General features: G+C 39.9%; 15 protein-coding genes. 4 read left to right on the top strand and 11 right to left on the bottom strand.

Annotated features, from left to right (window positions below):
- From mutL to AB5754_RS10405, 8 genes are all read right to left on the bottom strand, one after another.
- Positions 1-2,065, bottom strand: a 2,065-nt coding sequence (gene mutL / locus AB5754_RS10440) for a DNA mismatch repair endonuclease MutL (protein ID WP_368259583.1), incomplete at its 3' end; no start/stop codon positions are given.
- Positions 2,066-2,092: 27 nt separating this feature from the next.
- Positions 2,093-4,651 (bottom strand): DNA mismatch repair protein MutS, encoded by a 2,559-nt coding sequence (gene mutS, locus AB5754_RS10435; protein ID WP_368259582.1) that lies wholly within the window; start codon positions 4,649-4,651, stop codon positions 2,093-2,095.
- A gap of 13 nt (positions 4,652-4,664) precedes the next feature.
- The gene (locus AB5754_RS10430; RefSeq protein ID WP_368250588.1) at positions 4,665-5,027 is read right to left on the bottom strand and encodes a YlbF family regulator; all 363 of its coding nucleotides are present in this window, start codon (positions 5,025-5,027) and stop codon (positions 4,665-4,667) included.
- A gap of 3 nt (positions 5,028-5,030) precedes the next feature.
- Positions 5,031-5,828, bottom strand: a complete 798-nt coding sequence (locus AB5754_RS10425; RefSeq protein ID WP_311833873.1) for a TIGR00282 family metallophosphoesterase — start codon at positions 5,826-5,828, stop codon at positions 5,031-5,033.
- Between the two features lie 123 nt (positions 5,829-5,951).
- Complete coding sequence (mgsA, locus tag AB5754_RS10420; RefSeq protein ID WP_311833872.1) at positions 5,952-6,374, bottom strand: methylglyoxal synthase; 423 nt, start codon at positions 6,372-6,374, stop codon at positions 5,952-5,954.
- A gap of 108 nt (positions 6,375-6,482) precedes the next feature.
- The gene (locus AB5754_RS10415) at positions 6,483-7,259 is read right to left on the bottom strand and encodes an HAD family hydrolase (RefSeq protein WP_368250587.1); all 777 of its coding nucleotides are present in this window, start codon (positions 7,257-7,259) and stop codon (positions 6,483-6,485) included.
- 61 nt (positions 7,260-7,320) lie between these two features.
- Complete coding sequence (locus tag AB5754_RS10410; RefSeq protein WP_368250586.1) at positions 7,321-7,977, bottom strand: DNA alkylation repair protein; 657 nt, start codon at positions 7,975-7,977, stop codon at positions 7,321-7,323.
- Between the two features lie 63 nt (positions 7,978-8,040).
- A complete protein-coding gene (locus AB5754_RS10405) occupies positions 8,041-8,838 on the bottom strand; it encodes a formate/nitrite transporter family protein (protein ID WP_311833869.1) in 798 nt (265 codons plus the stop codon).
- Between the two features lie 171 nt (positions 8,839-9,009).
- Between AB5754_RS10405 and AB5754_RS10400 the strand changes: the two genes are divergently transcribed.
- From AB5754_RS10400 to AB5754_RS10385, 4 genes are all read left to right on the top strand, one after another.
- A complete protein-coding gene (locus AB5754_RS10400) occupies positions 9,010-9,507 on the top strand; it encodes a topology modulation protein (RefSeq protein WP_368250585.1) in 498 nt (165 codons plus the stop codon).
- A gap of 238 nt (positions 9,508-9,745) precedes the next feature.
- The gene (gene rpsD / locus AB5754_RS10395; protein ID WP_311833867.1) at positions 9,746-10,357 is read left to right on the top strand and encodes a 30S ribosomal protein S4; all 612 of its coding nucleotides are present in this window, start codon (positions 9,746-9,748) and stop codon (positions 10,355-10,357) included.
- Positions 10,358-10,558: 201 nt separating this feature from the next.
- Positions 10,559-10,888 carry an SdpI family protein gene (locus AB5754_RS10390; protein ID WP_368250584.1) on the top strand — a complete coding sequence of 110 codons (330 nt, stop codon included), beginning with the start codon at positions 10,559-10,561 and terminating at the stop codon, positions 10,886-10,888.
- A 152-nt stretch (positions 10,889-11,040) separates the two neighbouring features.
- On the top strand, positions 11,041-11,874 hold the full coding sequence (locus tag AB5754_RS10385) for a helix-turn-helix domain-containing protein (protein ID WP_368250583.1): 834 nt from the start codon (positions 11,041-11,043) through the stop codon (positions 11,872-11,874).
- Positions 11,875-11,942: 68 nt separating this feature from the next.
- Here the strand turns inward: AB5754_RS10385 and AB5754_RS10380 are convergent, their stop codons facing one another.
- From AB5754_RS10380 to AB5754_RS10370, 3 genes are all read right to left on the bottom strand, one after another.
- Positions 11,943-12,245: a DUF1648 domain-containing protein gene (locus tag AB5754_RS10380; protein WP_368250582.1), complete on the bottom strand. Its 303-nt coding sequence runs from the start codon at positions 12,243-12,245 to the stop codon at positions 11,943-11,945.
- A gap of 1,116 nt (positions 12,246-13,361) precedes the next feature.
- A complete protein-coding gene (locus AB5754_RS10375) occupies positions 13,362-14,765 on the bottom strand; it encodes a glycoside hydrolase family 1 protein (protein WP_368250580.1) in 1,404 nt (467 codons plus the stop codon).
- Between the two features lie 15 nt (positions 14,766-14,780).
- On the bottom strand, positions 14,781-15,262 hold a 482-nt coding region (locus AB5754_RS10370), incomplete at its 5' end, for a PTS glucose transporter subunit IIA (RefSeq protein WP_368259581.1).

Below are 15,262 nucleotides of genomic sequence, written 5' to 3'. Positions count from 1 at the left end.
CCTTTGTACGGTGAGGGTCTTGAATTCGTTTAAACATTTTTTCCATGTCGCTATTGGTAAAGTGAATCAGCACTGGACGTCCATGGGGGCAGTTAAAAGGATTTTCACATTGTGCCAAATCTTTTAACAAAACCCGCGCCTGCATTTCATTTAAGTGATGATTAGCTTTAATGGATCGTTTGCAACTCATCATAATCGCTGTGGCTTCGCGGAATTTTTTCACACTAACAGTACCAGTGGTCAACAACATTTCTAGCATTTCCCGGATGATGCTTTCTTCTTCTCCCGCTGGATACCAGGTAGGATGACTGCGAACAATAAAACTATTGTGGCCAAACTCTTCTAAATGAATGCCCACTTTGGCCAACGTTTCCTGCTGTTCTTTGAGTTTTAAGGCATCGCTATTAGGATATTCTAAAACAATGGGCACCAGTAATTCCTGTAAATCATTGGAAACTTCGCCAATTTTTTCACGGAAATACTCGTATTTAATCCGTTCTTGAGCGGCGTGCTGGTCTACGATATAAAGCCCCTCTTGGCTTTGAGCAAACAAATACGTCCCGTGCATCTGGCCAAAGTATTCCAAATCGGGAAAGCGCTGGGTGGGAACTTCTGCCGTTGCGGCTAAAGCTTGGTCTAGCATTTTAGCACTTGCCTTATCTCCTAGATGAAAATCCGGATGATTCCGAGAAGTTTCTTCGCTTGAGTAGTCATCTTGTGGAAAACTTTCTGGGGTTTCTGGAATGGTATCTTTCACAAAAGGTCTTTCATCTTGCTCTAGCTGTGGATAAGCCTCGGGAGTCGACATTTTTTCCGAAAAAGCCTCTTTTTGTGAATCTTTTTCTGGATGGTCCACTAGCTTTTCCCCAAGCTTGTCCACAGAACTATCCACAGATTGTGGAAAACTTTCACGAACGTAAAAATTTCCCGTACCAGAATCGTACGCTAGATTTCCTTTCGGCTTTTCGCTACTCGGTTGGGTTAAGTCGATTTGTAACTGTTCTGGTTTTTCTTCTGGTGTTTGTCGTGGTAAGCGTTTTTTAAAGTTTAAATTATCTGCTGCATTGGGAATCAAATTTTCTTCTTGTAAAACTTCTTTAATCGCTTCTGCCAACAAAGCGGTCAGTTCCTTTTCCTTAGACAAACGGACTTCTTGCTTCGTGGGATGAACATTGACATCCACCAGTAATGGATCCATGGTAATTTCCACTACGGCAATCGGGAAACGGCCAATCATTAATTTAGAACCATAGCCGGCCACGATGGCTTTGTTTAGCGCAAAGTTCTTAATATAGCGCCCATTGATAATAGTGGACAAATAATTACGACTAGCCCGCGTCACTTCAGGCAAAGAGACGAAGCCTTTAATCTGAAAGTCTAAATCTTGAATTTCAATGGGCAACATCTTTTTCGCCGTGGCAACGCCAAAAATCCCCGCGATCGTTTGTTTCAAGTCCCCGTTACCGGCTGTGGTCAACATTTTATGACCTTCATGAACGAGACGAAACGCAATTTTCGGATGACTCAATGCTAGACGGTTGACGATATCGCCAATATTGGCCAATTCCGTCTGCAAAGTCTTCACGTATTTTAGTCGTGCCGGCGTATTAAAGAAGAGATTTTCCACGGTAATTTTCGTCCCCTGACGCAAAGGAGATGCTTCATGGATTTCCACTTTACCGCCTACTAATTTTAAAAGGGTGCCTTGTTCTTTCCCCGCCACCGCAGTCTCCAAGGTCACATGGGAGACAGAAGCAATACTCGGTAAAGCTTCCCCTCGAAAGCCTAATGTACGAATGCGAAAAAGATCATCCCGACTATGGATTTTACTGGTAGCATGGCGTTTAAAGGCATTTTCCACATCATCGTCGGCAATGCCTTCCCCGTTGTCGATTACTTGGATTTTTTTCAAACCGGCTTCTTCCACCAACACATCAATTTGGCTAGCCCCAGCATCAATGGCGTTTTCCACTAATTCCTTCACCACAGAAGCTGGGCGTTCCACAACTTCTCCGGCTGCAATTTGATTGGCCAGACGTTCTGACAGTTCTTGGATTTTGCCCATTCATTTGCCTTCTTTCTATACTGTTTCCTAAATCCGTTTTTGCAAATCATATAAGATATTCAATGCTTCTCGTGGAGTCGTATCCAAAAGATCAATTTTCTTCAAAGATTCAATCACCGAAAGCTCTTCCGTGGAAACTTCGCTAAATAAATTCATCTGTTGAGGCTCTTCTGCCACTTCTACTGTACTCAGATTTTCCGTGGCCGATTCTGCTTCTAATTTTTGCAAAATCGTCGCCGCCCGTTCTAACAACGTCGTGGGCAAGCCCGCAATTTTTGCCACGTGAATCCCATAACTCTTATCGGCGGGGCCTTCCATCATTTTGTGTAAAAAGACCACTTCGCCATCTTTTTCCACAGCTCCCACATGGATATTCCGCACCCCAGACAGCGTTTCATCCAGTACGGTCAATTCATGATAGTGGGTTGAAAAGAGGGTTTTGGCTTTCACTTCTTCTTGGATGTATTCGATGATGGATTGAGCCAAGGCCATGCCATCATAAGTAGCCGTCCCCCGGCCTAATTCGTCAAAGAGGACTAAGCTATCGGGCGTGGCGTGGCGCAGTGCTTGATTGGCTTCCATCATTTCTACCATAAAGGTTGATTGACCGGCGATTAAATCATCACTGGCACCGATTCGGGTGAAGATTCGGTCAAATACCGGTAAATCTGCACTTTCTGCGGGAACAAAACAGCCCATTTGTGCCATGATTACCGTTAGTGCCAACTGGCGCATATAAGTACTTTTCCCGGACATATTGGGTCCCGTAATCAATAAAATCAAAGTCTGGGAATCCATCTTAATCGTATTCGGAATGTATTCTTGATGGCCTAAAACTTTTTCCACAACGGGATGACGACCTTCTACAATGTGCAGATTACGCTTACGATTTAACGTAGGTCGCACATATTGATAGCGTTCTGAAACCGTGGCAAAACTCTGTAAAACATCCACCGCGCTTAAAGATTTCGCTAAAGTTTGCAGTCGACTGATGGCTTTTTTGACTTCTTCTCGCACTCCTAAAAAGAGTTGGTATTCCAAGTCTACGGATTTTTCTTCCGCTTCTAGAATTTGAGTTTCCAATTTTTTTAATTCTGGGGTGATAAAGCGTTCCGCATTGGCCAAGGTTTGCTTGCGTTCATAGCGCCCTTCTTCCAAATTGCCTAAATTGGCCTTGGTAACTTCAATATAATAGCCAAAAACCCGGTTAAAGCCGACTTTTAAAGTTTTAATGCCAGTTGCTTGGCGCTCACTGGCTTCCAACTCCGCTAGCCACTGCTTGCCGTTTTTCATAGCCGAACGATAGGTATCCAACTGCTCGTTATAGCCGTTTTTAATCACTTTTCCTTCCGTAATCGCTAAAGGAGCCTCTTCATCGATGGCCCGGTCAATCACGTCCACCAAGTCTTCCATAGGTTCAATGCCCGCTAACAGCTCGTTCCACTGCCCCAGGTTAATCCCTTCTAAAAGAGCGCGAATTTGCGGTACTTGCATTAAAGAAGTCTTTAGCTGCAACAAATCACGGCCGTTGACATTGCCAAAAGCCACCCGTCCCGCTAAACGTTCTAAATCGTATACTTTGGTCAGTTTTTCTTGTAAATCCACTCGTTCAAAAAAACTATCCAACAGCGATTGCACCATTTCTTGGCGAGCGACAATTTTTTTACCTTGAATCAAAGGACGATCTAGCCATTGCTTTAACAAACGACCTCCCATGGCGGTTTTCGTTTCATCTAAAAGCCACAAAAGGGTCCCTTGTTTTTTGCCAGTGCGAATCGAACGAGCTAATTCTAAGTTAAACTTAGAGTAATGATCCATTTTCAAGAAATGATCTGGCTGGTATTCTTCTGCCTTTTGTAAATGAGCCAAGCCCCGCTTTTGCGTAATGGACAAGTAACTTAAGAGCTTGCCCGCTACTTCTTTTTCTAAAGGCTCGGTCAAATTGGCGGTTAAAAATTGCAGTTCGGCATTGTCCAGCAATTCTTCTTGGTAGGACAAAACTAAGCCTAGGCGTTCTTTTAGTCTTTGTTGAAAAGCTTCGGAAAATTCACTAGTAAAGACGATTTCTTTAGTTTGCAAGCTGGAGCATTCATTCATCACACCCTCTTCGTCTTCCAAAAGCGCCGTCTTAAATTCACCAGTACTCAAATCCACATAGGCAAAGCCGTATTGTTGACCATCAGAAGCTAGTGCAGTCAAAAAGTTATTTTCCTTGGCAGCTAGACCTTTACTGTCCATCACTGTGCCCGGCGTGATTAATTGCACCACTTCTCGCTTAACCATCCCCTTGGTGGTTTTCGGATCTTCCACTTGTTCGCAGATTGCGACTTTGTAGCCTTGTTCGATTAAAGTATCAATATAACCTTGGGCCGCATGGTAAGGAATCCCGCACATGGGAATTGGATCATCGGCGTTCCGATTACGACTGGTTAAGGTTAATTCTAAAATTTGCGAAGCCTTCAAAGCATCTTCATTGAACATTTCATAAAAATCTCCGAGACGGTAGAACAAAAAGGCATCGGGATATTGCGCCTTGATGCCTAAGTATTGCTCCATCATGGGAGTATTTTTTGTTTTTTGAGGCATGGTCCTCCTCCTTCTACTCTAAAAGTTCCTCGACACCTCGTTGCAGGCGTCCAGTCACATATTCTAATAAATCATTGATTTCAATTAACTGCTGACGATACGCCACCACCAAGGGATGCTGATCATAGGCTGCAGTGAGCAATTTCACTTGCTCCAGAGCTTGTTTTTGAGCTTCTTCTTTTCCATAATGACCAAAATTCACCACAGCTTTTTGGGCTTCTTTAATCTCTGCTTCTAATTGAGCCAGCCCTTCGTTATTGCGAACTTTTGCCGCCACGTTCTGAAACTCTTTTACTTGGGGCAAATCGCAAAGCAGCCGGTCCAATTGCTCCACCGCCTGCTTGATTGCCTCTTCATTTTCCAAGATTGCTTTCATCATTTACTCCATAAAAGGCCGATCCTCAGAAATCTGGATCGTCTCAATTGATTTCGCTAAACCTGTTTTTTCATCAATATCCACTAAACAACCGGACAAAATACTACGGCCACTTTCCACCACTTCAAAACGATGAGGCAGTGCGGTGATAAATTTATCCAAAACTCCATCTTTTTTCATGCCTAGAACCCCGTCATATGGTCCGGTCATCCCCGCATCTGTCAAATAAGCGGTTCCTTTAGGCAATAGGCGGGCATCATTGGTTTGCACATGGGTGTGGGTGCCGACAATGGCTGACACACGACCATCCACATACCAACCCATAGCTTGTTTTTCACTGGTGGTCTCTCCATGAAAATCTAAGAAAATAAAAGGCGTCCGCTGGCGAGCTTCTTCAATCAACTGGTCAATCTTCCGGAAAGGATCGTCCAAGTCATTCATAAAGACTCTTCCTTGGAGATTAATTACCGCAAGCTCCAAGCTATTGACTTTAACAAAGACCATTCCTTGTCCGGGCGTGCCTTCAGGAAAATTTGCTGGGCGCACCATCTTTTTGGCTTCGTCGATAAATTCAAAAATATCTCGGTTATCCCAGGTATGATTGCCCATGGTCACCACGTCCACTCCATCTTGGAGGAATTTCTTATAAATTTTACCGGTGATTCCCCGGCCACTTGCGGCATTTTCGCCGTTTAGCACCGTCACCTGAGGCCGGTATTTCTTTTTCAAACGAGGCAGATAGGTAGTCACCGTATCTCGCCCTAAAGAACCTACTACATCACCAATAAACAATACGCGCACTTAATTTCCTCTTCTCTCAAAACTATCTTCCCTATTATAGACGTTTTTTCGGTAAAAAAAAAGCATGGGGAATAATGAAGCGACCCCCAAATTAACTTTGGCGGTCGCAGTGATTTATTATTTCTAAAAAGACAGTGGTTTGTTCTCCATCTCATGAACAATTTCTCGGAAATCTGCAAAACCTGCATCCAAGCCCCGAATTAAAATTTCCGCCGTACCAATATTCGTTGCTAGAGGAATCTCGTAGACATCACATAACCGAATCAACGCCGTTACATCTGGTTCATGGGGTTGAGCTGCCAATGGATCCCGTAAAAAAATCACCATATCCAAATCGTCTTCAGAAATCATAGCACCGATTTGTTGGTCTCCTCCCAGTGGCCCAGATTTATAGCGATGTACGGAAAGTCCAGTCGCTTCTGCAATCCTAAGCCCGGTAGTTCCCGTCGCATACAACTGATGTTTAGCTAAAATATCCCGATAAGCTGTGGTCATTTTCACCATTAATTCTTTCTTACGATCATGGGCAATCAAAGCAATTTTCATTTTCATTCTCCTATCCCTTTTATCTATACCAATCAAAAAATTCCTTTTCTACACGATAGCACTTCTTTTGATGAAAGAAAAGTATCGATAAGAAAAGGAACTAAATCATTAAATCAAGTCTAACGTTTTCAAAGCTTTCCAAATGCCGTCCTCATCGTTGGAGTCGGTGACTAAATCCCCACAGGCTTGAACTTCTGGGGTGGCATTACCCATCACAACTCCGGTTCCTGCTAGACGTAACATTTCCCGGTCATTATTGCCATCTCCAAAAGCAACAATATCTGCTTGATCAATTTCCAATCGTTGGGCCAAATAGCCAATGGTAGCAGCTTTAGAACTGTTTTTCGGCACTACATCTACACACTCTTCATGCCAACGGACAAAATCAAAGCTAGGAAAGCGACTTTCAAATTGACTTTGATAGGCTTCACTAAAGAAGGCTAACGCTTGATAGATTTCTTGGCTTTCCGGAAACATCGGCTCTAAATCAGGCAGCACCGTGCCAAAAGACATCATCGCTTGGGCCATTTTCCCCACATTAAAAGAAGTCATCCGACGCGCTTGATCCATTTCAATAAAGGCCGTATCAATGCCTAATTGATTTGCTTCACTAACCAAGCGATCCAATTCCTGTTTATCTAAAAGATTTTTGAAGATTTGATTGTGATTCAAAAAAGCTGCAGCACCGTTACAAACAATATAATTCTCAAAATTCAACTCTCGAATGATATCTTGAGCCATATATCTACTACGTCCCGTGGCAATCGTCACCAAATGGCCTTCTTTTCGCAGGTGGTCTAATGCGTCGATTGTACTAGCTAAGGGGGCTTTCTTGCTGTCTAACAAGGTTCCATCGATATCAAATGCAATCAGTTTTCTTCTCATGGTGAAGTTCTAACTCGCTTTCTTCTGTTTATTTATTTCCAAAATCAACCAGACTTTTGGCTTATTGCTTCATTAAATACTTACTACCTTCTCTAAAAGCTAAGGGACTTAATTCTTGGTGGCTTTCAATAAATTCTCTTACCCAATTTTCATCGGTCTTGCTGTACTCTCTCAATGACCAGCCAATCGCCTTTTGAATAAAAAATTCATTCGTTGCTAAATCGGCTTCAATCCCTTGTTGCAATAGTTGGGTATTCGTTTGGTCTTTAAATTTTAATTGGAGATTAATTCCCATCCGCCGAAACCAAAAATCCTCATGACCATAAAACCAAGAAAAAACTTCCGGCAGCGTTTCTTGATGGGCAAAACACCAGTCTCCATAGACTTTACGCCAAGCATCAATGGAATCCCACCATTGTTTTTGCGCAACTAAGTACAAAAGCTCGTTTAATTGGTCAGCTGTTAAACGCTTTTTATTCCGTTCTGCTAAGTCAATGGCCACATAGTGATACTCCCGTTCCGGCTGCCCGTAGTAAAACTGGATGGCTTGCTGCAAAGTCGACCAGTCCCAACTTTTACTTTCCATAAGCAGCGGGCGTTCCAACTTCTTTCGTTCTGGGGCAGCAACTCCAAGAAAAGGAAAGTGATTTTTCATATAAGCAGCCATTTTCTGAGCATTTTCTGGTTCAAAGGGTAAAAAACGAGACGGTTCTTTCATTTCGCACCTCCCATTTACTTTTTTACGCAAAACAAGCGACGATGAGCCACCGCCGCTTGTTTGTTAATCTACATAAGAAGATTTTGAATTGTTCAACCAAACATAGCCTAATCCCATGATTAGACCACCACCGATATAATTGCCTAAAAAGGCAAAAATCAAGTTGTGTAAAACACTAGCTACCGTCATGCCTTCAATCGTACCGCCAGAAGCCACAAAAGCCATAGTGAAGGCCGGGAAGTTTGCAATAACGTGTTCATAGCCTAGAAAAGCAAAAATAAAGATAATAAAGATAATCGCCGGTACTTTCCCGCCGTCATCTTTCATCCGCATACTTACCAAAACCGCTGTGTTTACTACGATATTGGCAAACATTCCTTCAATTAAAATCTGAATGGAGGATTTTTCTAATTTGGCGGCAATGGAAGTAAAGAAAAAGTTTCCTTCTTCCAACCCTTGGAAAGGCCCTGTGTGAGCCAGTAAGAACCCAAAGACTACCCCACCGATTAAGTTAAATAAAATACAAGTAAATAAAATTTTCGCAGCTAGTGGGACGCTTAATCGTTTGCGGTACACACCTACTGTCATGTACAGCATATTGGAGGTTCCCAATTCCGCATTCATGTATAAAATCATGACTAAAGACCAGCTGAACATAAAGGCGTAAAGCATTTTGCCTATCCCTGGAACGATGTGATCAGCTTTCATCCCAATCGCAAAAGCCACCGCTGTACCTAAGCCTAAAAACATACAAGCCAAAATTGCTCGCAAAGCATAGCGGGGATAGCTTTTCTCGATTAAGTCAACCTTCTTTTCGATGGACATATCGATTTTTTCAAACAATGGTGATACCGGATTCATCTCTCTTCTCCTCTTCTATATGTATGGCAACGTGCAATTTACAAAATACGCATAATCCCTTACTATTGTAATGAGGAAAGCCTGTTTTGTAAAGCAATTTTTGAAAACCAATGAAAACGTGCAAACAAAACTTTTACTTTCAGAAAACTCACTCACTGGAAAGGTTCCCCCATGAATAATTATCAACGAATCCTCGTACTCGGTTCTCCCGGCAGTGGCAAATCGACTTTAACCAAACAAATCGCCCAAAAAAGACAGTTGTCGATTATTTCGTTAGATAGCCTGTTTTGGCTAGATGATGAAAAGACCATTACCACAGAAGAACTGAAAGCTAAACTGATTCCTTTAATGAAAGAAAAATACTGGATTATGGACGGTAATTTTGCTTCCACTTTACCTCAACGCTTAGAACAAGCTGACCTAGTGATTTATTTAAAAGTCCCGCGATTGATTGCCATGTACCGCGTACTCAAACGCTACTTACATTATCGAGGCCGAAAAAATCCCAGTGGCAATCCTGATCGCATGGATCTAGAGTTTTTACGCTATATTTGGGATTTTCCTAAATCTCAAGAACCATTAGTAAAAAAATACTTAGCCCAGCATCCCGACATCTATTGCTTTAAAGCCCACAATGCTCAAGAAGTCTTTGAACACTTTCGCTGGTAATAAGCCTTTTTACGGCTTTGTCCCTTGACTTTTCCTTGTTTTTCATCGTATACTACTCCTTGTGTAGAATAATGCAGCAGGAAAATAATAGCTCGTCCCCAGTTTGACGCTCTACTTACATAGGGTTCAATTGCGTAACCGCGGCTGCACAAGGTGAAGATTGAAGGTCGAACTGTACGAATATGAATTTTTCAACGGATTATTTTACTCCAACTAAATTTATTGGAGGAATCTCAATATGTCTCGTTATACTGGACCATCTTGGAAACAATCTCGTCGTTTAGGCGTATCCCTATCCGGCACTGGTAAAGAATTGGCACGTCGCCCTTTCCCACCAGGTCAACACGGACCTAACAGCCGTGGCAAAAAATCTGAATACGGCTTGCAATTAACTGAAAAACAAAAACTACGTCATATGTTTGGTTTGAACGAACGTCAATTCCGTAACTTGTTCGTAAAAGCCGCTTCTATTAAAGAAGGTAAACACGGCGTTAACTTCATGATCTTATTAGAACAACGTTTGGACAACATGGTTTACCGTCTAGGTTTGGCTACTACTCGTCGTCAAGCTCGTCAATTGGTTAACCACGGTCATATCACAGTTGACGGCAAACGCGTTGACATCCCTTCTTACCACGTAGAAGTTGGTCAAGTGATTTCCGTTCGTGAAAAATCTAAAAACATGGTTACAATCAAAGAAGCTGTTGAAGCGACTATCGGCCGCCCAGCATTCGTAAGCTTCGACGATGAAAAATTGGAAGGTTCATTAACACGTTTACCAGAACGTGACGAAATGACTCCAGATGTTGACGAATCATTCGTCGTTGAATTCTACAACAAATTAATGTAATCTCATTACACTTCACTCAAAGCCTTGTGTATCAAGGTTTTGGGTGATTTTTTTACTCTTTTTTCGGGAGATTGGATTTACCTTAGTTTTTACCTTAGTTAAGTCCCAATATCGGCTAATTCATTTTCATTATTGAATTCTTCTTTTATAAGCGAGTATACTAGTAGCAATCAAAGATACTTGTCCCAAAGGAGGATTCTGATGATTTCTTTTTTCAATGCATTGACCTTTTTATGGATTGCCAAAACACCTCCAGAGAAAAAAATTAACAATCGTTTTGGCTTTCAAACGAAAAAAGCCAAAACAAGTCAAGTCAATTGGGACAAAGCCCAACTAGAAATGATTCGTTTTGCTCAAAAAGTAGTCTTACCTTCTTGCATTATCGGCCTCTTCTTTTTGGCTGCTGAAATCTACTTTATCCTCCATTGGTCAGAGAATCTTTTTTTGACTATTTTACTAATCGAAGTCCTAGTTCCTGTGATTCCCTATTTTAAAATGTATTATTATGTTGAGAAAAAATTGGTGGATTAACTCCGTTAGAAAATCATGAAATAACATCACCCCCTAATTTCATTGATTAAAAATCCTATTAAATCAACATTCTACCTTTCGTAGAGTGACTTTTTGCAACGTTTTATTATACTTAATTGTAGAAGTACACCACAGATTAAGGAGTTTTTACGATGACTTTAGGAGAACAATTAAAACGGTATCGCAAAGAAAGGCAATTAACCCAAAAACAACTGGCCGATCAGCTTTTCGTCTCTGACAAAACGATTTCAAAATGGGAAATGGAGAAAGGTTATCCTGATGTCCAAACCTTGCCTCAAATCGCGGCATTATTGAATACCACCGTTGATGACTTGTTAAGTGAACGGAGCACTCCCCACTATTACGAATACAAAAGCCCTCAACAAATTTACGGCAGGCCACTCCTGCATATTGTCCTGCCGACTTTTCATAAACAGATTCTTTATGGCAATCTGTTTGTCAACCGCAAAAAGCTCTTCGGGACAATCCCCGAAGCCCAAGGTGTGGTTGCCATTGGCCTTAAAGCGAAGGGGCTTCTCAGTATTGGCTTACTTGCCCGAGGTTTGATTTCACTGGGCCTTTTATCTCTCGGCTTATTGTCTTTTGGTGTAGGTGCAATTGGTGTCATAGCGCTGGGGGATATTTCCATTGGTTTATTCGCTCTTGGAAATATCAGTTTCGGTTTATTCGTTATAGCAAATATTGCCCTAGGAGCCTTTACTAGTGGCAATCTCACCGCTGGTTGGACCGCTATTGGCAATGAAAGCTTTGGGCCTAATAGTTATACTTTCGCGGACTATCAGGGTGCCGTTTTGACACTCCATCAAGAGATGAGCCAACCTTTTGCGGCTACTTTTTATAATTTGACACTTTGGCTGAATACTCATCCTCTTTTCATAGCAGGCTTTATTTTGAGTTCGATTGCTGGTTTGATTTTAGCTTTTCTTATCATCTTTCTAAAACGCAATAAACTATTCTTTGATTAAACCATCTAAATAAAAAACCTCGAGCTACTAGCATGCACTGCCAGTAATTCGAGGTTTTTTTACGAGATTTAGTAAGTAAAAATAATAAAAATAAAAATCCCGCTAATTATAACTATATTGGCAAAACACCAACCTAAATAAACAAAACTGAATTGATTCCAGCCGCGCGCCACTAAAAAAGCCGTGATCACTGGCATTATTAAGACTGCCAAACACTTTGGTAATGTATAATTCACTGAACCATCCATGGCCCACTGCATGGGTACTTGGTCAGGTAATAAGAATAAAAAAACGAGTGCCAGAACCACACTTAACAAAAAAGTTACGATATAAGCTTTTTGATAATTCTCAACCGGTATTGGTAATTTCACAAGACATCCCTCACATCTCTTAGTTATTTTAAATCCTCTTATTCACGGCCATAAACAAATAAGAAAAACTTCCCAACCATAGCACTAAAGAAGTCAGGGTGAAAAGCACTTGGACGAAAAAAGTTTTCCCACTGTATTTTCCATAAATATTCATCCATATCGGTTGGGAAAATAAAAAAGTAAAAATTCCACCGACCAAAGGTAATCCTAATAACGTAAACTTACTGCCATAATTGCCAATTTGAAAAGGGCCCCCCGATAAAAAATCTCTGGGGGCCATTTGAACGGGAATTTCTTGTGGTAAGATGATGAATAGATAAATGACTGCAAGAAAAAAGTGTTATCAAAAAAAGTTCACTTTTTTCAGTTGAACAAAACCGTGATCAAATTTTTGGATTACCACGAGCATAATATCCACTCCTTAAAATAGCTAATGAATTAAGTTAATTAACACATCTTATTATGATGATTTGTCCATTATTTTACAAGCAAGGATTTCTTGCGCCCTTGTAGAATCAGTCTTGTTAATTCTTTTCACTTTTGCAATCCATCGTTTCATAAAATGGCAGAATATGTTTGTCACAATTGTAAAAAGAGGACAAGAATTGAGAAAATGGGGCAAACATCCGAACATACCCATTTTAATTTTGATCAAAAAAGTAAAATCATAAATTATTCAGTGGCATCGTTGGCAACTACCAAATTTTGATTATTTTATTGTCTATATTAAGTATCTGTTTACAAGTATCTTAAATTGAAAGCTAATCGTTTAGGTATAGTTATTTTATGTGTTCCTTTGGTAATTTTCAGCTATTTGATTTATTACAACTCCTCATAATTTTAAAAAAAAGTCTGCCAATACTTTTTTTAAAAAAACACATTATTAAAATTACCATTAACTCCAAACATTCTGTTGAGAATTGTGTTAACCTTGGTTTATTTGCTGCTATTAAAATCCCAAAACCTATGAACTCCATAATTAAATAACATTCAATCAGTGCTCCATATGAAAAACGCACGAATGAATTACATAATTCATCGTGCGCTTTAAGTAAGTATTCATATCATATTTCTATTCATTTTTTACAAAAAAATGATTTCCAATTCAAATAATACTTATTTTATATTTCTTCCGTTACTATCAATTACTTCTTTGTACCAATAAAAAGAATCTTTGCGAATCCTATCTAATGTCCCCTCACCATTATCATCTCTATCAACATAAATGAACCCATACCTTTTTTTCATTTCCGCAGTAGATGCACTTACCAAGTCAATACATCCCCACATCGTATAGCCTAGAACTTCTACCCCTTCTACAATAGCTCTCTCTACAGCAGATAAATGATTATTCAAATAGTCAATTCGATATTGATCATGAATATGGAGTCCTGTTTCATCTTTTTCAACTTTATCTATTGCCCCTATCCCATTTTCAACAATAAATAAAGGTAATTGATATTTCTCATACAGAGTCTGCAACAAAATTTGTAAGCCATTCGGATCAATTTCCCAGCCCCACTCAGTTTGACTTAGATAAGGATTTTTCAACACCTTACTTAAGTTACCATTTGTCGATTGATATAATTCAGGAGTTGCAGACACAGCACGACTCATGTAATAACTAAAAGAAATAAAATCAACAGAGTGACTCAATACTTCCTCATCGTCTTCTTCCATCTTTACTTCAACGCCATATTTTCTCCATTCATTATGAATCCAATTTGGATACTTTCCTCTTGCTTGAACATCAAGAAAATAATTTAAATTTTTATCCGCTTCAAGTTTCACTATCGTATCTATAGGATTAGCTGTCATCGGATAATTATAAATACCTAAAACCATATTTCCTATCTTAAAGTTTGGATTGATTTCATGCCCAATTTTAACTGCTCTCGCACTAGCAACCAATTCGTGATGAGCAATTTGATAAAAATCCTGTTTAGTTAGTTTTTCTTTAGGTGTTTTTATTCCTGCACCTAACAACGGAAAGTTCCATAACGCATTGATTTCATTAAAGGTTAACCAATAGGTCACTTTATGTTGATATCGCTGAAATACTGTTCGACAATAATTTTCAAAATAGTTTACTAGTTTACGGTCTAACCACCCATCTAATTGATTGGTTAGATAATAGGGAGTTTCATAATGTGATAAAGTCACTAAGGGCTCTATACCATATTTCAGACACTCATCAATCACTTGGTCATAAAATTGCAAGCCTAATTCATTTGGCTCTAACTCATCACCATTAGGAAATATCCTAGACCAGGCAATAGAAAAACGCAATACTTTAAAACCCATCTCCGCAAATAATGCAATATCTTCTTTAAATCTATGGTAAAAATCGATTCCATCTAACTTTAGATTATCTGCTTCTACAGATGTATCTAAATGTGCAAAAGCTCCTTTGGACATGTATTCCTGTATAGATAATCCTCGTCCATCTAAATTATAAGCACCTTCTGCTTGATTAGCAGAAATTGCACCACCCCATAAAAAATCTTTAGGAAAACTCATTTCATTATCACCCCTTTAGTTAAATACTGTGAATAGAACTTCATCATTTGATAAGTTATCTTTTTTATTCGTATTAATTACATCAGTGAATTGATCAGTATTTGTAATAACAATCGCGCTGCTAAGTGAATATCCTGATTGCTTGATACTATTTATATCGAAATGGCCCAATAATTCACCCTTTTCTACTTTGTCACCAGCATGTACATTTACTTCAAATCCCTTACCATCTAACTCTACTGTATCAATACCAATATGAATTAACAGCTCTGCTCCTTTATCATCCCTTAGGCCAAAAGCATGATGTGTTGGAAAGACTGTTACTATTTCTCCATCAAAAGGAGCATATATCTCTCCGATTTGTGGCTCAATTACAATTGTCCGCCCCATAATTTCATTGGCAAAAACATTATCGGGAACTTCAGATAAGGGAATTTGATCACCTTTCAAAGGACTATAAACTTGAGTTGCGTTTTCATTCATTAAAGATCTTACAC

Origin of the sequence: Enterococcus sp. 2201sp1_2201st1_C11_2201SCRN_220225, assembly GCF_040925905.1 — a bacterium.
Taxonomy (GTDB): Bacteria; Bacillota; Bacilli; order Lactobacillales; family Enterococcaceae; genus Enterococcus_C; species Enterococcus_C asini_A.
The sequence above is the reverse complement of the archived record's forward strand: the minus strand, read 5'-3'. Positions and strand labels throughout refer to the sequence as shown.